Origin of the sequence: Sorangium sp. So ce185 (assembly GCF_051526825.1) — a bacterium.
GTDB classification, from domain to species: Bacteria; Myxococcota_A; Polyangia; order Polyangiales; family Polyangiaceae; genus Sorangium; species Sorangium cellulosum_D.
On record NZ_CP150316.1, the window covers coordinates 9768473 to 9787814 of the forward strand.

Here is a 19342-nt window from a genome sequence, read left to right on the forward strand (position 1 = left end):
GATGCGCCATGAGGCGCTCTCGGCCTGCCATCCGACGAAGCCGTAACGGATCGAACGGAGACGTGCCGCGCGGAACTCCCGCGCGGTCACACGGTGCGTCGTCCAGTCGTCCGAGCGAGCTGCAGTCTCCCTCGCGAGAGGGAAGAGGGAAAGCGTCGTGTCGAGGGCCAGGGACGTTCGTGAGAAGAAGCATCCTAGCCCGACGCGACGTCCTTCGCAAGCGGGCCGTTGCGCCTTCCGTCGCTTCCGCCGTTCTTCCGCCGCGTCCGCCGTTCTTCCGTCGCGTCCGTCGTCCTTCCGTCGCTCTTCCGTCGCTTCCGTCGTCCTTCCGTCGCTCTTCCGTCGCTTCCGTCGTTGAGCCCGTTTCTGCTGTTTTTGACGAGGTCGCGCGTCCAGCCGCTCCGCGCGCCCACAGGAGCGCCGCCGCGCTCGCGGGCGCCGTCGCTCCGCCAACCAACGCGCGCCAGCGCCGTCCGTCCCGACGAGGATCCGACGTCGAAGAAGCGGGCAGGATCGCCTGCGCCTCGGGCAAACTGGCGCGCATGGACATGGCGACTCGCGATGAAGTGTTGGAGCGCTGGCGCGCGCGCGGCTTCCACGGCGGGCTCTGGACCGATCCGCCCGGCCGCGTATGGGAGGACTTCGTTCATGACGACGACGAGCTCTTGATGGTCCTCGAAGGCGAGCTCGAGCTCACGCTCGCGGGCAAGACGCTCGTGCCGCGCATCGGCGAGGAGATCGAGATCCCGGCCGGCGTCGTGCACACCGTCCGCAACCGGGGGGCGACGACGGCCCGCTGGCTGTACGCCTACGGGCGGCTCGGGTGATCGCCGGCGCGGGCGAGCGCGCACGCCGAGGCCGCGACGTCCCCGCGCGGCGCGGGCTCGGCCGCGGCGCCCGCGTCGACCGGCGCGGTGCGGCTCGCGACCCAGAGCCACAGGACGACGGCGCCGAGCGCGATGCGGTACCAGCCGAACGGCGCGAGGCCGTAGCGCTTGAGGTAGCGCAGGAAGACCGCGATCACGAGCAGGGCGACCGCGAACGAGACGGCGAGGCCGACGGCGAGCGCGGCGGCGCCGCCGGGCGCGTCGAGGAGGGCGCGGCCGTTCTTGGCGAGGTCGAACACGGTCGCGGCGCCGAGCGTCGGGATGGCGAGGAGGAACGAGAACTCGGCGGCCGCGGCGGTGCTGAGGCCGGAGAGCTGCCCGCCGACGATGGTGGTCATCGAGCGCGACGCGCCAGGCCAGAGCGAGAAGCACTGGGCGACGCCGATCGCGAGCGCGCGCTGCAGCGTCACGTCCTCCACGCGGGGCGCGCCCTGGTCCGGCCTGCGCCGGCGGACGGACTCGACGCCGATCATCAGGAAGCCGCCGGCGATGAGCGCGACCGCGACGGGGCCGGGGCCGAAGAGGTGCGCCTTGATGGCCTTGTGGAAGAGCAGGCCGACGAGGGCGGCCGGGAAGAAGGCGAACGCGAGGGCGAGCGCGAGGCGGAGGCTGTCCGGATCGCGCCGGAAGATGCCGCGCACGGTGACGGCGAGCCGCTCGCGGAAGTAGACGACGACGGCGAGCACCGCGCCGAGCTGGATCACGATGTCGAGCGTCTTCGCCGCCTCGCTCTCATGGCCGAGCCACGCGCCGAGCAGGATGAGATGACCGGTGGACGAGACGGGGAGGAACTCGGTCAGGCCCTCGAGGACCCCGAGCAGGACGGCATCGAACCAGAACATTGCGCGGAGTCTAGCCGCACGCGGGCCGCGGGTGGTGATCGAGAGAGCGGCTCAGCCCTCCGCCGGCGGCGGGGCGCTCGGCGCGGCCGGCCGCGCGCGGTCCGCGCGGTCCGCTGGAGGCGCGCTCGACCGCGCGGCGCCCGCCGTCATCCCGGGGAGGAGCTCGTCGGCGATGGCCGCGTACAGCTCGAAGAACTGCTCGTCCCGGAACCGCGAGCCGCTGCGGAAGAGACCGCGCTTGAACCGCGACCAGCGGACCTCCTCGCCCGGGCGCGCGGCGCGCAGCTCCCAGCGGTCGTAGTGCCCGATGACGTCGGCGTGGTCGGCGACCACGATCGCCGCGAGCTCCTCCGGCGACCCCGGATCCACGAGCTGGTGGGCGGTGTTGACGACACCATCGTTGCTCGACGGAGAGATCGGCCCAGCGGGGCTGTCCGGGAACTTGATGACGCGGCACGGCCGCGGCGGCCCCCCTTGCGCGTGCAGCCGCAGCTCGTCCTCGAGGCGCCTGATGGCCTCGGCCGCGATCCGGCTCGGCGCGCCGGACGCCGTGTTCGCGGCCCGCTTGTGGAGGTCGACGAAGAAAGGATCGGAGTCGTCGCTCGCCTTCGCCACGGTCACGAAGCTCCGCAGGCGGGCCGGATGCCGCGGCCCGGCGCTCCTGTCCCTGTCCCGCACCTCGGCCATGCTCTCCGGCGTGAGGGCGTCGATGAGCTTCCGGTTGTTGCCCACGTCGAGGAAGAACCCCCACAGCTCCGTGACCGTCGCGAAGGTGAGATCGAACGCCGAGAGCGCCGATTCGACCACCGTCAGGCGAAGCAGGTTGAAGAGCGGCGGGATGGCCGTCACCGACCCCGGCTCGACGCCGGAGCCGACCAGCCGCGCCAGGTCGGAGTGGGCGAGGTACGTCCCCCAGTGCGGCGCGCAGAGGGAGACGACCGACCGGATCCTCGGACGCCACCCGCTCACCGGATCGAGGTCCTCGTCGTCCCAGCGGTCCTTGCCCTGAGGCCGGGCGCTGGTGAGCAGCTGGGCGTGCACGCCGCCGGTGCTGTGGCCGACCAGGTGGAGATTGGCGCTCGGGAACTGCTGGACGACCTTTTTGAGAAAGACGATCAACGAAGCCTGGCACTCGGCGAGGGACGCGGTGGGCCGCGACGTGACAGGGATCACCGGGACGAGGCCGGGGCGGCCGAGCTTCACCTCGAGCGCGCCGCGCAGCGCGCCGCAGACGCGGTCGGCGAAGTAGAAGAAGCCGCCGAAGTGATCGAAGCCGAGGAATCCGGGGACGAGGATCACGACGTCCGTCACCTCGGGAGCCACCTTGGGCTCCTCGTGTCGACCGCCGAGCTGCAAGCGAAGCTGTTCCAGCATGAAGAGCACCCCCAGAGCGCCGTCGCGCGCGGCCCCATCGCGGGCCGGCGCACGCCATCCTAGCGGATCGGGCGCGCTCTGGTCGAGCCGGTGCGTCGCTCGCAGGGCCGCGGCTCGCCCACAAAAATGCGCCCGGGCGAAGGTCCAGCCGGCTCCTACAAGAGCCGACCGTCCCCTCGCCCGTGGCGCTCCGGTCTCCGTCAGGCGTCTGCGCTCGCCGCGCGGCTCAGCTCGCCGTCCTGCTGCTCGGCGCGTGGTCCCCCTGGGCCCGGGCGAGCACCGACGCCTTCACCCAGGAGCGCACCACCGTGAGGTGCCGCGCCTCGGCGGCGCGCGCCGCCTGGAACTGCGACAGGACCTCATCGCCCATGCCCTGGCACATGTCGATGAGCACGTCCCACGCGTCGTTGTCCGTGAGCTCGGCGATCAACATCGCCTCCAGCGCGTCGGCCAGGTTGGTCCTCGGATCGGTGACGACCTTGATCAGGCCGCACGAGGCGACCCCGTGGACGTCGGCCAGCGGCGTCTCGGCCGTGGGATCGGCGCCCAGCATCCGGATCACCGAAGCGACCAGGAGGAAGTGCTCGACCTCCTCCCTGTAGATCTGCTCGATCTCCGCGCGCATCGGCCCGCCCTCGAACGACCCGAGCGCGTCGAACTTCGCGAGCACCCCTTTCCATAGCCGGCTCCCCGCCCGCTCGAAGGCGAGGCGCTCGCCGAGCTTGTCGAGCAGGACGAGCGGCGCCTCGCCCTTCAGCAGCTGGAGGGCCGACTTCACGGCGCCCTTGAGCGTTCCCGGAGGAGGCATGGTGCCGACCCGCTCCTCCCGCCGCGCGTAGTGGGCGACGACGTTGGCGATGGCCGAATCGTCGCCCACGCTGCTCGGCGGCATGATCCTCGCCCCGACGATGACCTCCTTCGAGTCCATCGGAGACATGTCCATCCCGGTGCGGTTCATCCCCGCGGTCGTCTCGGTCTTCATGCGGACCTCACTTGGTACAGCCTGGCGCCGTTGCCGTTCGCTTCCTTGCCGGGGACCGCCTGCGCGGCGAGCTCCGTCCCGGGGACCCACACGTACCCCGCGGCCACCGCCTCGGACGGCGATCCATTCATGTTGATCCGCTCGCGGTACGCGAGCGTCTGCGGGGACTCGGGGATCTGCATGGGATCCACGATGTTCTTGCCGACCGCGCGCAGGTGCACCTCGCCCTGGAGGACGCGGCGCACGAACTCGCGGTGGCTCCGGAACTCGATGGGATCGGGCAGCTTGGCCGGCAGGACCTCCGCCGAGTCCCTGCCCTCGATCCGCTCGAAGAGGCGGCGCACGTGGTGCAGCTGCCCGAGCTCGTAGTCGACGAACCGCTCCCAGATGGCCTTGATCCTGGGGTTCGACTCGGACTTCGCACAGCTGTAGTAGTTGTAGACCTCGGTCGCCTCGTGCAGGAGCCACTTCTCGAGCCAGCTCTCGTTGGGATCGATGATCGACTCGTACTGCGTGACGTGCTGCTCCTCGATGGAGGCGATCTCCGCGTAGAGCTGCCGGGCCATGGGGTCGGCGAACGTCGGGCCGACGTTCATGTAGTAGTCGTGCGTCTGGTGCTCGGACGCCATGATCGTGAGCGCGTGCAGCTTGGAGAGCGGCGCCGCGGTCCTCCGATCGTAGGGGGCCCGCAGGTCGTCGTCCGGGTGACGGTGCTCGACGCTCGTGGGCCTGCCGGGGCAGATGTCCGTGTAGCACTGCAGGATGTTGTTCGCGTCCTTGCCGTGCACCCGGTCCATCAGCGCCGCGTAGCGGTACAGGTGATCGAAGTCCTCGAGCATCCCGAACCGATAGACCTGGGCCAGGTACTCGTCGGGCTCGTTCATCGCGACCGACGCGGTGACCTCGATGGCCACCTGCTCGAACCCGATGGTGGTCTCGAGCACCGACAGGTCCCCCGGGAGGAGCCAGTTCACCATCGTCTGCTGGTGATGCTCGACCCGGCGGATGCGGGCGAGCTCCTGCTGGAGCGCGCCGTTCATGCGAGCGCAGGCGTGCGAGAAGCGCACGGCCTCCGACTCGATGCCGTTCATCAAGATGATCCGGACGCGGGTGAACGCGTCATCGTTCAGCTTGCTCGACGGGATGCTGACCAGCTCCCGCCAATCGAACTGCTGTTTTTCGAGCGGTGTTCCCGGCTCGTTCAACAAATCAAGTGCCACCTTGACCTCCAGTGCCGGGGCTGTGTGCAAGAGGCGCTCCACGCGGACGCCCGCCCTGTCCACGACAGCCGGGGGCCGCGATGGGGCGCTTGGTCACAGCTGTCGCAAAATCGCCCGCGCGACCTGCCTCCGGCGCTCATGACGCGCGCAGGGCTGGTCTTGATGAGGTCGAGACCGCCGCGGCGCCGAGCAGGATCGAGGCCGCCCGCGTGACGCGCGGAGACCGCGCGACTGGCAGGCTCAGCCGCCCGCCGGGGCGCGCGACTGGCAGGCTCGGCGGGGCCTCCCGGAGCGCGCGACTGGCAGGCTCGGCGGGGCCCCCGGCGCGCGCCAGTGTGAAGATTCGAACATCACGCCCTTGTTCATCATCATTCACCCGTGTGAAGATTCGAACATCGCGCATTGTTAATTATCATGCATCGCGCCCACAGCAGCGATGCTCCGGTTCGTTCACGTCGCACGCTCGACGTCCGGGCTACCTGAAATACACCAATTCACGCAGGTCGAACGGATCTCCAGATCTGCTGTTCGACCCGCCGAGAGGGCGTGTTGCGGTGTTGACTCCGACAAACGTGGTCGTGTAGTTTCCAAGGAAGAGGCCGTCGGCGCGGGGGGCGCCGGGCAGGCGCTCGAACACACGCAAGCGCGCTCGCGCACCTCCGCGGCAACGCGGCACGGGGCGCGGACCCGCGATCGCCGCAGGAGGCAGCCACCGTGTCATCGACCGTAAGAGCCCATCGCACCTCTTCGCAGGGTCAACACAGAGGCGCCGTCAGCTCGTCGTGCCGGCGAAGGTACTGCGTCCTCGTGGTCGAGGATGACGAGCAGATGCTGAGCAGCATCTCAGCGGTCCTCTCCACGGAGGTCGACGTCGTGGAGTGTACGTCGGCGGAGCACGCGCTCGCACTGCTCGAAACGAGGGAGTTTCACCTGGTCTGTTCGGATCTGATCATGCCTGGGATGAGGGGCGACGAGCTCCTCCGGAAGGTCTCGAGCATGCCCGTTTACACGAGCTGTCTCTTGATCACCGGGGCCGAGGAGTACGCGCGCTCGAAGGAGGCGGCGTATCACCACGTCCTGCTCAAGCCGTTCCATCCGGAGCGGCTGGTGGCGATCGTCCTGCAGCTGGCGCGCCTCACCGAGATGAAGCGCTCGGTCCACTCGATGGCGGACTCGCTCACGCCCACGGACCCCGGGGGCGAGCTCGTGTCCTGCGACTGGACCGAGCCTGCAGCCCTGCCGGAGTCGTCGCGGGCGCCGCGATCGGCGAGGTTCGCGGCGTGCGTGCCGTGCGGGCCCGCGCCGCTCGATCTGCAGGAGCTGCAGCCGGCGAGCTCCGTCGCGCCCTCGCCGCGCGCGCGCAGGCGGCGGGCCCGGTGAGCCTCGGGGCCGCGGCGCGCGCCGCGGCCCGCGAGCGCGCAGGCGGCGCCCCGGCGAGACGGCGGCGGAGCGACGCCGGCGGACGGCGCGCGGCGAGGGCGCGCGGCGAGGGCGCCGCTCGGGCCCTTCTCTTCCTACACTCTCGCCATGCGCGCCTGCATCTCCTCGACGGAGACGTCCTCGATGACGGCCGACAGCTTCCACTGGTACCCGAACGGGTCCTCGATCCTGCCCTCGCGCCGACCGTAGAGCTGGTCGTTGATGGGATAGATGATCTTGGCCCCTGCCTTGATGGCGCGCGCGGCGACGGCGTCGGGGTCCTCGACGTTCAGCGTGATGACGATGGGCGAGCCGCCGAGCGCCTTCGGGCCGCGGGCGTTCCACTGGGGGGCTTCATCCGCGAGGGTGATCACGGAGTCGCCGATGACGAGCTCGGCGCTGACGATGGCGCCGCCCCGCTCCGGGTCGGCGAGGCGCAGCTTCTCGATCGCGCCGAACGCCTTCTTGTAGAACGCGATGGCGTCCGAGGCGCCGGCCACGACGAGGTGCGGCACGACGGTGTGGTACGGGGGCGGGGCGATGGGGTGAGGTCGCGTGGTCATGGGCGGAGGATGTCCGCGCGGCCGGACCGGGTATTGTAAAAACGTGCCGGCGGGGGTCAGCCGGCGACGACGGCCGAGCCGCGGGCGATCGCTCAGCCGCCCTGCGGGACGTGGTTCCGCACGCGTCGCCGCGCGACGTACTCGGTCGGGGTGAGGCCCGCGAACGCGCGGAAGTCGTGGATGAAGTGCGCCTGGTCGTAGTAGCCGCACGCGGCGGCGACGCCCGCCCACGAGACGCGCTCGCCGCGCTCGATCGCCGCGATCGCCTGCTGGAAGCGCTGCACGCGGCAGTAGCGCTTGGGGGTGAGGCCGACCTGCTCGGTGAAGGTGCGGATGAAGCGCTTCGAGCTCATCCCGAGCTGCCCGGTCACGTCGGCCACGGTGTACGCGCGCGAGGGGTCGGCGAACGCGGCGAGCGCGAAGTCGACCGCGGGGTCGCGCGCGAGCGGCGCGCGCGGCCGGACGAGCCGCGCGGCGAGCGCGGCCTCGAGCGCGCGGAGCTTCTCGTCGGGGGACCGCGCCTCGAGGACGCGCTCGCGGACGAGGGCGGCCTCGCGGCCCCAGAGCGCGTCGAGCGAGACGTGGCTGCCGCTGAGCGCCTCGGTGGCCGGGCCGAAGAACGGGAGGGCGCCGCCCGGGGTGAACTCGGCGCCGACGATCGCGCGCTGCTCGGCCGTGTCGATCGCGAAGTGCTCGGCGTGGGCGCCGCAGACGGCGATGCCGGAGAGGCGGTGGCAGCGGGCGACGGCGGCGGCAGGAGCGGCGTCGTACCAGCGCAGCTCGTCCTCGGCGAGGTTGATGAGGAGGCTCATCGCGCCGCTGGGGAGCACGCGCTCGAGCAGGTCGGGGAGCTCGGGGGCGGCGTAGTACCAGAGCTGGCCGACGAAGCGGCCGAGGGGCGGAGGCGGGGCGTACGTGACGAAGCGCATGGGGCGGCCCGTGGGCGACAGCATGCCACGAGCGAGCCGCGAACGGGCGGCGATGACGGCGCTCCGCGCGGATTCCCTCGGAGAGCGCCGCCGACCGCTGGTTCCACTCGCAGGAATCCGGAGAGAGAGCGCGCAATGAAGGCGCAAAGGCGCAAAAAGAACGAAGTTCAATGTCTTTAATTATAAGTCTTTACACTCCCAAGCTCGCCGTTCGTCGTCGCGAGTGTGCCCGAGCGCCTCGGGACCTCGGGTATGCCACTCCTGGATTTCTTTGCTGATCTAGTGCGCAAATATATTTGATCATGTTAACCGGTTCAGTTAAACTCTCTTTTCGCAACGACCGCGCGGCGAACCGCGGCCATCCCGACGTCGCCCCCGACGACGCGTCGCGATGGACAGCGCGGGCTTGCGCTTGGCATCGATGTCTTACGCCGCACAAGGAGTTGACATGAACTTGTGGGTAAACCGACCGAAACAGAGACCATGGGCCGGGATCGCGAGCCTATGCGGTGCAATGCTGCTTCCTGGATGTATGGGACAGATTGGTGGCGGGGACGACGTCGGCAGCCAGGAGTCCGAAATCCCGGCGCTCCCGAACGACCCCTCCGCGATCGCCGACGCCTGCGAGGCGAACAACGGTGTTCTTCACGTGGGCCTGACCAGGCTCCGCCGCCTCACGCGCGACCAGCTGAACAACGCCATTCGCGATTTGCTCGGCGTCGAGGGGCGCCCCGCCGACGCGCTCGCGCCGGACGAGCGCATGGGGCCGTTCCACAGCAACGCCATCGCTCCGATCACGGAGCTCCTCGTCCTGCAGGCGGCGGAGCTCGCGGCGCGGGTGGCCTCGGAGGCCGAGGAGCGCATGGACCTGGTCGCGCCGTGCAGCCTTGCGGACGACGATGGGACCTCGTGCGCGACCGAGCTCGTCGAGCGGCTCGGGCAGCGCGCGTACCGCCGCCCCCTGGAAGCGGATGAGATCCAGGGGCTCGTCGCGCTCTACGAGCTCGGCCGGCGATCGGGCGGGGCGTCGCGCGGCTTTCGCCTCGTGATCGAGGGACTGCTGCAGTCGCCGTCGTTCCTGTACCACGCCGATGTCGGCGGGTCCGGCGTCCCCTCCGCGACCCCCGAGCCGATGGGTGGCTACGGCCTCGCCTCGCGGCTCTCGTTCTTCTTGTGGAACTCGATCCCCGACACCGAGCTGGTCGATCTCGCCGAAGACAGCAGCCTGCTCGAGCGCGACGTGCTCGAAAGTCAGGTCGACCGCATGCTGCAGGACCCGAGGGCGGGCGCCACGATCGCGCTGTTCCACGAGCAGTGGCTCGGGCTCTCGGAGCTGCCCAAGGCGCAGAAGGACCAGGAGCTGTTCCCGGCGTATGGCGAGGAGATGGCGAACGCCATGCTGAACGAGAGCGCCCGCTTCACGGATCACGTCGTGCGGCAGGGCGACGGCCTGCTCCGCACGCTGCTCAGCGCGGACTACACGTTCCCGGAGGGCCCGCTGTTCGATCTTTACGACATCGAGCCGCCGGACGGGTTCAAACCGGGGGACCAGGTGTCGCTCGATCCGAGCCGCCGCGCCGGGATCCTCACGCAGGCGGCGTTCCTCGCGCGCTGGTCTCACCACAACCAGACCTCCCCCATCCACCGCGGCATCGTCGTCCGTGAGAACCTCATGTGCCAGCCGCTCAGCCCCCCGCCGGCGAACGTCAACAACGTCCCCCCGCCGGTGGACGACGTGACCTCCACGCGCGAGCGCTTCGCCCAGCACGTGGCGGACCCCGGCTGCGCGGGCTGCCACCAGTTCATCGATCCGATCGGCCTCGGCTTCGAGCATTACGACGCCATCGGCAAGTACCGCGCGACGGACGGCCTCGGCGAGGTGAACGCGGCGGGCGAGATCACGAGCGCGCGCGAGGACCTCGCCGGCCCGTACTACGGCGGCGTGGAGCTCGCGAAGAAGCTCGCGGGGAGCTCGGAGGTGGCCGACTGCGTCGCGAACCAGTGGTTCCGCTTCGCCCTGGGCCGGATCGAGAGCACGGACGACGCTTGCTCGATCCAGACCATCCACGAGGAGTTCAACGCGTCGGGCGGGAACATTCGGACCCTGTTGTCTCAGGTGGCGCTGAGCGACGCCTTCCGCCACGTGCGGCTCACCGCCAGCGAGGAGTGACCGTGATGAACCGTCGAACGCAACTCGGAGTTTCACGCCGCCGCATGCTCCAGGCCCTCGGCCTCGGCGCCGGGGCGGCGGCGATGGGATCGCTGCTGCCGCTGATGAACGCCTCCGGGCAGGAGAAGGTGCGCCCGAAGCGCCTCCTGCTCATCTTCCAGCCCGACGGCGCGCCGGCGCGGGACTGGAACAACGTGATCGACTGGAGGCCGCAGGGCTCGGAGCGCAGCTTCTCGCTCCACGCCATTCACGCGCCGCTCGATCCCTGGAAGTCGAAGCTGGTGATCCCGTGGGGGCTCAAGATGACGGCCGGCGGGGCCGGCGAGGCCCACGCATTCGGCATGGCGGGGCTCTGGACGGCATCGACGCTGAACGGTCCGTCCTCCGGCGCGAACTTCGACGGCGGCAACGGAAACCGCACGGGCTGGGGGAGCGGCGCGTCCATCGACCAGATCGTCGCCCGCGCCCACGGCAGCGGCATGCCGTACGAGCGCGCTCCGGACGACCCCGTGCAGGAGACGCCGTACCGCACCGTCGAGCTCGGTGTCCAGTGCCTGAATCCGAACAGCCTGAACCGGATGATCTACGCCGGCGAGAACGCCCCGATTCACCCCGAGACGAGCCCCAGGGCCGCGTTCAACCGGCTGTTCGCCGGGGTGACGTCGGCCGGCGAGGCGCCCACGACCGATCAGGGGGCGGAGCAGGAGCGGGCGGAGCGCAAGGCGATCGTCGACCTGCTCAAGAACGATCTCACCAGGATCCGCAGGCGGGTGGGCAAGGAGGACTACCACAAGCTCGACGCGCACCTCGAGGGGCTGCTCGCCATGGAGCGCAGGCTGAGCCAGGCGGCGGAGCCTGCCGACCCGGCGCTGAGCTGCACGGTCCCGGAGGAGCCGGAGCAGACCAGCGGCCGCGGCTCGGAGTATCCGACGGAGATCAGGAACATGATCGACATCGCGGTGGCCGCCTTCTCCTGCGACATCACGCGCGTCATGAGCCTGCAGCTCAGCTACGCCTTCAGCCATATCCTGCACTCGTGGCTCGGACACACCAGCGATCACCACACGATGTCCCACGACGGGCAGGATCGACGCCGGGAGCTCCAGGAGATCGACGCCTGGTACTCGGAGCAGATCGCGTACCTGCTCGGGAGGCTCGACGCCGTGAGCGAGGGCGACGGCACGCTGCTCGACAACACGCTGGTCGTGGTAGGGAGGGAGCTCGGCAGCACGGCGCACCGCATGGAGCGTGTTCCCTTCGTGATGGCGGGGGGCGCGCGCGGGGCCCTGAAGACCGGGCGCTACCTCGATGTCGACGGGCAGGACCACGCCAAGCTCCTGGTCTCGATCGCGCAGCTCATGGGCCTCGAGACGAGCAGCATCGGGAACCGCAAGCCCGATTCCGGCCCGCTCTCCGGCCTCGTCTGATCCGCCGGACGCCGGGGCCCGCTGAGCCCGCCGCTCGCTCGGCCGCTGGCCGGGAGGCCGTCTCTCCAAATGGATGGAAAACTGCCAACTCGTTGGCAAGGCGCCACACGCACCCGCCGGCGGCTGCTACGATGCCGCCGGACCCGGCGACGCGGAGCGGCTGATTGGCCGCGACGCGCGGACGTTCGATCCGTGGCCGGAGCGCCACCCGAAGGTCTTCGCCAAGCTACTCACAACGGGCTGCGACGAGCGCGTGGCCGTCGACAGGCAACACGAGGAACAGAACCATGACCTTCACCCTTCCCCAGCTCCCCTACTCCAGAGACGCGCTGGTTCCCCACATCTCGGCCGAGACGCTCGATTTCCACCACGGCAAGCATCACAACGCGTACGTCACGAAGCTGAACGAGCTCGTGGCGGCGGACGCGGCGCTCGCGGGCAAGAGCCTCGAGGATCTCGTCCGCACGACGTCCGGCGCGGTCTTCAACCAGGCAGCTCAGGTGTGGAATCACACGTTCTACTGGCACAGCATGAAGCCGCAGGGCGGCGGTGAGCCGCCCGCCGCGCTCCGAGCGGCGATCGAGGCGGCGTTCGGGAGCGTGTCGTCGTTCAAGGAGAAGTTCAGCGCCGCGGCCGTCGGTCAGTTCGGCTCGGGCTGGGCTTGGCTGGTGAAGAACAGCTCCGGCAAGCTGGAGATTGTGCAGACGGGCAACGCCGGGAACCCGCTCACGGAGGGCAAGACGCCGCTGCTCACGTGCGACGTGTGGGAGCACGCGTATTACATCGACTACCGCAATGCCCGGCCGAAGTACGTCGAGGCATGGTGGAACCTGGTGAACTGGGACCACGCCGCCTCGAAGCTGTGACCCGCGCGCTCCCGAGAGGGCGGCCTCCGGGTCGGGTCGAGCGGACATCATCTCCCTGTGCGAGCTCGCTCGCGTGAGCAAATCCCAGAAAAATTAAGACGTTCGATGAGCTTGTCGGGAGCGACCGGCTCCGCGGGCAAGCAAGAGCTCCTCCCGGAGAGCGGCGCAGCGGTCATCGACCGCGCCAAGAGCCCGCTCGGCTGCCCAAGGCGCGGGGCTCGGCGGTCTGCTTCAGCGGGCCGAGCACGCTTCACCGATGGCTCTGGAGCGGTCCCTTTCTTGCGAGGGCCCCTCCGGCGCGAACGAAGCCGTGCTCCCGTATCCCGAAGGAGACGACCATGCCGAGCAATATCGAGATGAGGCACCTGCGCCGCTGCGTCGAGCTCGCGGCGCTGGCGCTGGAGACCGGCAACGAACCGTTCGGGTCGGTGCTGGTCGCGGCGGACGGGACGGTCCTCGCGGAGGATCACAACCGCGTGGGCGGCGGCGATCCGACCTGCCATCCGGAGCTCGCGCTGGCGCGCTGGGCGGCTGCGCACCTCGCCCCCGACGAGCGAGCCGCGGCGACGGTCTTCACCTCGACCGAACACTGTCCCATGTGCGCCGCGGCCCATGGCTGGGTCCGGCTCGGACGCATCGTGTACGCGAGCTCTTCGGCACAGCTGGTCGGCTGGCTCGCCGAGTGGGGCCTTCCGGCTCCTCCGGTGCGAGGCCTGCCGATCCGCGATATCGTCCCGGGGCTGTCCGTGGAAGGTCCCATCCAGAGCCTCGCGGAGGAGGTTCGCCAGCTGTTTCGGCGCTCCCATTCCGTGCGCTGACGCGCGCGGCCGTACCTGCGGGAGGACGCCCATGGAAGGGTCCTTTGGCTTCGTGTGGTCTACAGCGCCGGGCTGAGGACGGGGCCTCGGCAGAGCGCATCGCGCGACCGAGCGTACGCGCGGGTTCGAAGTCGACCGGGGCGGGTCTCACACGCCTGAACAGAAGCGTCTACTCCCGGTTGACAGTGTAGATCGGAGCAGTTTACGCAGTCCGGAGCGCCATTGATCTTTCTTATACGGCAGAGGGGTATCACCCGTGGTTCAGAGATTGCATGACCGGCCTCTGAGGTCCTCATGAATAGAAAGAACATTCTTTTGGGGCTGTTTGGCGGTATCGTCGCTGCAGCAGCCTCGTGTGGTGGCAATGAAGGGAGCGAGCCGAACGAAGCGGGCGGCACGAGCTCGACCACCGGCGATAGCAGCGGAAGCGGTGGCAGCCAGGTGGGCGTGGGTGGCCCGGGCTCGACCGCGAACGGCTCGGGCGGGTCGGGTGGCGCGGGGGCCTCGGGCGGGTCGGGCGGCGCGGGGGCCTCGGGCGGGTCGGGCGGTGCGGAGGCCTCGGGCGGCTCCGGCGGTTCGGGGGGCGGTGATGGTGGTGCGGGCGCGGACCAGTGCAAGCCCATCGGCTGGGCCACGCGCTCAGGTCGCGATGGTGGCGCCTTCAACGTCACGGGCGGAGGCAACGCCGCGCCCATCGTCGTCGATACCTTCGCCGATCTCCTGAAGTACGCCAAGGATGGTGAGGCGCGGGTGATTCACGTCGACGGCACGGTGGGCGGTGGTTGGTCGGGGACCTCCGGGGATCGACTGGAGATCAAATCGAACAAAACCATCGTCGGCCTCCACGCGGGGACGCAGGTCAAAGCGGCTATCCATATCAAGGACGCGAGCAACGTCATCCTCCGCAACATCGTCGTCCGTGGGCCGGGCTCCAACGGCGACCAGGCCTGGGACAACATCAGCATCGAGGGCAACTCCAAGAACATCTGGGTCGACCACGCCGAGTTCTGGGACGGGCAAGATGGCAACGCCGACGTCGTCAAGGGCGCCGACAACGTGACGTTCACGTGGAGCATCTTCGGCTACAGCAAAAGAGGGGATCACAACCTGTCGAACCTGATCGCATCCTCGGACAATGAGCCCGTGAGCGAGGGCAAGCTCAACATCACCTTCATGTTCAATTGGTGGACGGGGGTCGCAGAACGCCAACCCCGCTGCCGGTACGGGTGGATCCACGTCGTCAACAACCTCTACACGGAGGACACCTCGGTAGGCCCTTCGAAGCTCGGCGTATCGAACGGCTTCAAGTGCAACGTGCTGACCGAGAACAACCATTTCATCGACCAGAACGAGCCGATTGACTTGGGCAAGCAGAATGGAGACGGCTCCGTGCAAGAGGCGACGGGCAACCTGTTCGAGGGCTGCTCCGGAAATCAAACGGGCAGCGGCGACGCCTTCGACCCTCCGTACGAATACAAGTCGTTCATGGTGCCGGCCTCCCAAGTGAAGGAGCTGGTGCAAGAGCATGCGGGGGCCACGCTCTCCAGCCCGACGGCTTGCTCGCCGTAGAAGCGGTCTTCAAGCCCTGCTGCGGGCCTGGCTGACGATGGAGGCCCCGACGGCACGGACCCGGAGTTTGTGCGCTCCAGCATCGGCGAGCCCATTCTGCCGCGTGTAGCGATACACGTGGCCGTTCTGGTAGCAGTACCCCGACACTTCGATATCGAAGGCGCCGAGAATCGCGTTGGCGATCCCTCGCGACTGCGCGCACGCGGGATCCGTGATCAAAAACACGACTTGCTTTGCCATGTCTCCCCCGAATGTCCCAGGTCCCGTCCCGAGGGGAACTGGAGATCAAACGCTCTTCAAAGTCAACGAGTTGCTCGCCCCCGCGAATCAACATAAACTTCCTGCCGGACGACATCGGAGTCGGAGATGGCCGCGAGCATCCGCTCCTTTCTCGCACTTCGGGCAGCGGAGTACATCGTACTTCCCCGTGCATGGCGGCGGACTTTCTCCGATCGAATGACCTTGCAGCCGACGCGTTCTCGTAGCGCGCAACCGAGGAACACAGCGCCGACCGCAGCGCTGGCGCCTCCAGCGACGGCAAGCACTCCACCGCGGCCTCGGCGTTCTGGGTGGCCCTGGTCTCGCTGCTCAGCCTGCTCGCGTTCATGGGCGCGGGCTTCGTGCTCGCCTGCGCCATCACGACCGAGGACCTGGTGGTCGACATCATCAGCGCGGGGAAACTGCCATGAACGGCGCCGCACACGCGCGCATCCTAGGGTGCATGCGGAAAGATACAGATCGATTGGTTCCCTTCAGCACGGCGGTTGCTTTGCGCGGACGGCGGCGGTGGGCGGCTCTCCTGCTTGGCGTGGTGGGCGGGTGTGTGCCGAACGATGATGGCAACGGGAGCTCCGGCGGCTCCGGCGGGTCGGGCGGCGACACCAGCGTTAGCAGCTCAGGCGATGTAGGGTCGGGCGGCGACGGCGGCTCGGGCGGCGACACCAGCGTTAGCAGCTCAGGCGATGTAGGGTCGGGCGGCGACGGCGGCTCGGGCGGCGACGGCGGCTCGGGCGGCGACGGCGTCTGCGTCCCCGGAACCGAGGTGCTCTGCTACTCCGGCGACCGCGAGACATTCGGCGTCGGCGCTTGCGATGCCGGCAAGGCGCGGTGCAGGGAGGACGGCAGCGGCTTTGGCCCCTGTGTCGGCGAGGTCCTGCCGGCCGCGGAGACGTGCCTCACGCCGGTCGACGACGACTGCGACGGCCAGACGAACGAGGAGGGCGCCGGCTGCGCCTGCGCCCCCGGCGAGGTCGTGCCTTGCTACTCCGGCCCTGCCAGCACCGAGGGCGTCGGCCGATGCGCCGGCGGCACGGCCCGCTGCGATGCGCTGGGTACGGGCTTCGGGCCGTGCGAGGGCGAGGTGCTGCCAGGCCCGGAGACGTGCGCCACGCCGGTGGACGACGACTGCGACGGCCAGACGAACGAGGAGGGCGCCGGCTGCGCCTGCCTCCCCGACGCGGTCGTCCCCTGCTACTCCGGCCCTGCCGGCACCGAGGGCGTCGGCCGCTGCGCCGCCGGCACCGCGCGCTGCCAGCCGGACGGCACGCAGCTCGGCCGCTGCCAGGGCGAGGTGCTGCCCGCGCCGGAGACATGCCTCACCCCGATCGACGACGACTGCGACGGCCAGGTGAACGAGGAGGGCGAGAGCTGCGTCTGCCCGCCCAACCAGCGCGTCCGGTGTTACTCCGGCCCGCCGGGCACCGCGGACGTCGGGGCGTGCACCTCCGGCACGGCGCTCTGCGACGCGCAGGGCACGAGCCTCGGGCCGTGCGAGGGCGAGGCGTTCCCGCAGCCGGAGACGTGCGCCACCCCGGTCGACGACGACTGCGACGGCGAGGTGAACGAGGGCGGCAGCGACTGCGCTCCCTCGATCACCGCGCAATGGGTCAAGCAGTTCTCCGACCTCTCGATCACCGCTGTCGCCGTGGACGCCTTGGACAACACCATCATCGCCGGCTCGTTCACGAGCCCCGTGGACCTCGGCGCCGGCCCCCTCGTGCCCCGGACCGCCGGTCCCGAGGCGTTCGTCGCGAAGTTCGATCCGAGCGGACATGTCCTCTTCGCGAGCACGTTCGAGGGGGAAGACCACGCGGCCCTCGATATCGCGACGGACGCGTCGGGGAACATCGCGCTGCTCGGGACGGCCCGCGTGCTCGTGCATCTCGAGGACCAGGGCGTATCGTTCACCGAGCTCTATCACCGCGTCGTGAAGCTCGATCCATCGGGCGGGCACCTCTGGAACCGCGATTTCGTTGCGTTCGTCGAGATCGAGAACGCGGTGGCGATGAACGACGCAGGGGACGTGTTCGTGGCGGGCGCAACCAAGTCCTCTACCATGGGGTTGACCCATGGCTTCGTCCGCAAGCTCGACGGCGCGACAGGGGCCCTCGCATGGCAGAGGATGCTCGGCGACGACGACGACAGCGAGCGCCCCGACGACCTGGCCACGCGGGAAAACGGCGAGATCGTGACCGTCGGGAGCGTGAACATCCTTCAGATGTTGCCCGACGATATCGTCCACAGGGCCTGCGGGGATCTGATCACGCTGAGCCCCGCCGGCGAGGTGCTCGACCGGACCTGCGTTGGCGCCGAAGCGGAGACCTGGCAGCTCGCCATCGACGCGTCGGGGAACACCGTGCTCGGCAGCGCCGTCCCTCACGGCGCGCGCCGCGTGAGCAAGCTCGACGGCGCAGCGACCTCCCTCTGGAGCCGGGGGATCCCGCAGGTGCAGGAGATGCGGCTGGCCGTCGACGGGGTCGGGACCATCGTCCTCGCGGGCTCGTTCACCGGCACGCTCGGCCTCGGCGGCGACACGCTCACGAGCTCCGGCGGCGAGGACATGTACCTGGCCAGGCTGGACCCCGACGGCAACGTCGTCTTCAGCCAGAGCTACGGCGACGCGGGCGACCAGAGACTGATGCACCTCGCCGTCTCGGCGGGAGGCAGCGCGGTGATCGCCGGCACCTTCGCAGGCACGATCACCCTCGGGGAGAGCACGCTCGCCGCCGCGACAGCGCAGGACACCTTCCTCGCCAAGGTGGGTTTCTGATCCACGGCTGAGCTTCGGCTTTCCTCAATAGGGCGGCAGCATCCTCCGGAACCCGTGCCCCAGCGCCAACGCCAGGAAGAGCAGGTTCCTCACCGGCAATGCCGGCCAGAAGAGGCCGAGCGGCCCCTCCCCACCGGAAACGCGCTCCCCCGCCGCGGCGCCCTCGCCCTCGCCGCGGAACGCCCGCGCGAGCCGCGCGCCGAGGCGCCGCATCCACGCGACCGATCGCGGGAAGTCGGCGATCCCGTCGAGCCACGCTCCGGGGATCCCGCGCGCCCCGACCGTCGCGCCCGCGAGGCCGCCGACGATCGCGCCCGTGCTGTCGGCGTCGCCGCCGAGCAGGATGACGTCCTCCACCGCGCGCCGGAAATCGCCCGGGTGCGCGAGCCAGCAGAACAGGGCCGCTGGCGCCGTGTCCACGATGAACCCGCTCACGCCCTCCGTGAGCCCGATCGCGCCGGCGAAATCCGCCGCCGAAGCGCGCCGGCCGAGCAGCTCCGCCGCGCAGTCGAGCCGGCGGCCGAGCTCCGGATCCGCGGTTCGCTCGCGGAGCATCGGCAAGAGCTCGGCCGGATTCACCTGCTCCGGCGCGCGCACCGCGGCATACGCGGCGGCGAGGGCGATGATCCGCGCGCCCTCCTCGGCCCGCGGATCGGTGTGCGTGAGGCGCGTGGACGCGCGCACCATGGGCTCGATGCGCGAGGGCGTCAGGGCGAGCGTCGCGCCAAGGATCGGCGCGCGCATCGCGGCGCCGTTGCCGGCCGAGAAGACGCCGCTCCGCTCCGGAGAGAACCCGATCCAGAGCTTGAGGATCGCCCGCAACGTGGCGTATCCGACGCCCGCCGGCAGGGAGGCGAGCCAGCCGCGGAGCTGCCACCCGAGCGATCGCGCGAACCGCGCCGCGTCCCCCGGCGCGGCCAGCAGGGCCTGCGCCGTCATGCACGCGTGCTCCGCGTCGTCGCTGATCATCCCGCGGCCGAGCACGAAGCGGTGCTCGAGCGGCGCCGCGCCGAAGAGGCGGGCGGCGCGGCGCCGCGACAGGCCCTCACGCGGTAGGCCGAGCGCGTCGCCGACCGCCGTGCCCAGGAGGACGCCGGCGAGCCGGTCCTCGCGATCGATGGATGTCGTCTCGATGGCCATGCGAGCGCGCCATTCACGCTCCATGCCGGGAGAGAACAGCGGAAATCCGCGCCCCGGAGGCCCCGCGCCCGAGGGGCCAGCCTGCCA

At 70.0% G+C, this 19342-nt stretch carries 16 protein-coding genes; 8 read left to right on the top strand and 8 right to left on the bottom strand.

Annotation, left to right across the window (positions count from 1 at the left end):
• Positions 1-542 precede the first annotated feature (542 nt).
• The gene (locus tag WMF26_RS35855) at positions 543-827 is read left to right on the top strand and encodes a cupin domain-containing protein (RefSeq protein WP_437950627.1); all 285 of its coding nucleotides are present in this window, start codon (positions 543-545) and stop codon (positions 825-827) included.
• Here WMF26_RS35855 and WMF26_RS35860 read toward each other — a convergent pair.
• The 4 genes from WMF26_RS35860 to WMF26_RS35875 form a co-directional block, all read right to left on the bottom strand.
• A complete protein-coding gene (locus WMF26_RS35860; protein WP_437996385.1) occupies positions 809-1729 on the bottom strand; it encodes an undecaprenyl-diphosphate phosphatase in 921 nt (306 codons plus the stop codon). The genes WMF26_RS35855 and WMF26_RS35860 overlap by 19 nt on opposite strands.
• A 51-nt stretch (positions 1730-1780) precedes the next feature.
• Positions 1781-3103 carry an esterase/lipase family protein gene (locus WMF26_RS35865; protein ID WP_437996386.1) on the bottom strand — a complete coding sequence of 441 codons (1323 nt, stop codon included), beginning with the start codon at positions 3101-3103 and terminating at the stop codon, positions 1781-1783.
• 226 nt (positions 3104-3329) lie between these two features.
• On the bottom strand, positions 3330-4085 hold the full coding sequence (locus tag WMF26_RS35870) for a ferritin-like domain-containing protein (RefSeq protein WP_437996387.1): 756 nt from the start codon (positions 4083-4085) through the stop codon (positions 3330-3332).
• Entirely contained in the window at positions 4082-5305 is a 1224-nt protein-coding gene (locus tag WMF26_RS35875; RefSeq protein ID WP_437996388.1) for a hypothetical protein, read from the bottom strand. The genes WMF26_RS35870 and WMF26_RS35875 overlap by 4 nt, the downstream gene beginning before the upstream one ends.
• An 828-nt stretch (positions 5306-6133) precedes the next feature.
• On the opposite strand from WMF26_RS35875, the gene WMF26_RS35880 reads away from it, so the two are divergent.
• Entirely contained in the window at positions 6134-6685 is a 552-nt protein-coding gene (locus WMF26_RS35880) for a response regulator (protein WP_437996389.1), read from the top strand.
• A 134-nt stretch (positions 6686-6819) separates the two neighbouring features.
• Here WMF26_RS35880 and WMF26_RS35885 read toward each other — a convergent pair whose 3' ends face one another.
• Together WMF26_RS35885 and WMF26_RS35890 are read right to left on the bottom strand one after the other, a co-directional pair.
• Positions 6820-7287: a VOC family protein gene (locus tag WMF26_RS35885; RefSeq protein ID WP_437950632.1), complete on the bottom strand. Its 468-nt coding sequence runs from the start codon at positions 7285-7287 to the stop codon at positions 6820-6822.
• A 92-nt stretch (positions 7288-7379) separates the two neighbouring features.
• The gene (locus WMF26_RS35890; RefSeq protein WP_437996390.1) at positions 7380-8240 is read right to left on the bottom strand and encodes a helix-turn-helix domain-containing protein; all 861 of its coding nucleotides are present in this window, start codon (positions 8238-8240) and stop codon (positions 7380-7382) included.
• Positions 8241-8748: 508 nt separating this feature from the next.
• Between WMF26_RS35890 and WMF26_RS35895 the strand changes: the two genes are divergently transcribed.
• The 5 genes from WMF26_RS35895 (at position 8749) to WMF26_RS35915 (ending at position 15066) form a co-directional block, all read left to right on the top strand.
• On the top strand, positions 8749-10386 hold the full coding sequence (locus tag WMF26_RS35895) for a DUF1592 domain-containing protein (RefSeq protein ID WP_437996391.1): 1638 nt from the start codon (positions 8749-8751) through the stop codon (positions 10384-10386).
• 5 nt (positions 10387-10391) lie between these two features.
• The gene (locus WMF26_RS35900) at positions 10392-11813 is read left to right on the top strand and encodes a DUF1552 domain-containing protein (RefSeq protein WP_437996392.1); all 1422 of its coding nucleotides are present in this window, start codon (positions 10392-10394) and stop codon (positions 11811-11813) included.
• A 287-nt stretch (positions 11814-12100) separates the two neighbouring features.
• Positions 12101-12679 (top strand): superoxide dismutase, encoded by a 579-nt coding sequence (locus tag WMF26_RS35905; RefSeq protein WP_437950636.1) that lies wholly within the window; start codon positions 12101-12103, stop codon positions 12677-12679.
• A 338-nt stretch (positions 12680-13017) separates the two neighbouring features.
• Positions 13018-13497, top strand: coding sequence for a nucleoside deaminase (locus WMF26_RS35910; RefSeq protein ID WP_437996393.1), 480 nt, complete (start codon positions 13018-13020; stop codon positions 13495-13497).
• Positions 13498-13791: 294 nt separating this feature from the next.
• Positions 13792-15066, top strand: coding sequence for a pectate lyase family protein (locus WMF26_RS35915; protein WP_437996394.1), 1275 nt, complete (start codon positions 13792-13794; stop codon positions 15064-15066).
• Between the two features lie 9 nt (positions 15067-15075).
• On the opposite strand, the gene WMF26_RS35920 is transcribed toward WMF26_RS35915, so the two are convergent.
• Positions 15076-15306: a hypothetical protein gene (locus WMF26_RS35920; protein ID WP_437996395.1), complete on the bottom strand. Its 231-nt coding sequence runs from the start codon at positions 15304-15306 to the stop codon at positions 15076-15078.
• A gap of 583 nt (positions 15307-15889) precedes the next feature.
• On the opposite strand from WMF26_RS35920, the gene WMF26_RS35925 reads away from it, so the two are divergent.
• Positions 15890-18115, top strand: coding sequence for a MopE-related protein (locus WMF26_RS35925; protein ID WP_437996396.1), 2226 nt, complete (start codon positions 15890-15892; stop codon positions 18113-18115).
• A 24-nt stretch (positions 18116-18139) separates the two neighbouring features.
• On the opposite strand, the gene WMF26_RS35930 is transcribed toward WMF26_RS35925, so the two are convergent.
• A complete protein-coding gene (locus WMF26_RS35930; protein ID WP_437996397.1) occupies positions 18140-19255 on the bottom strand; it encodes an ADP-ribosylglycohydrolase family protein in 1116 nt (371 codons plus the stop codon).
• Between the last annotated feature and the right edge of the window lie 87 nt (positions 19256-19342).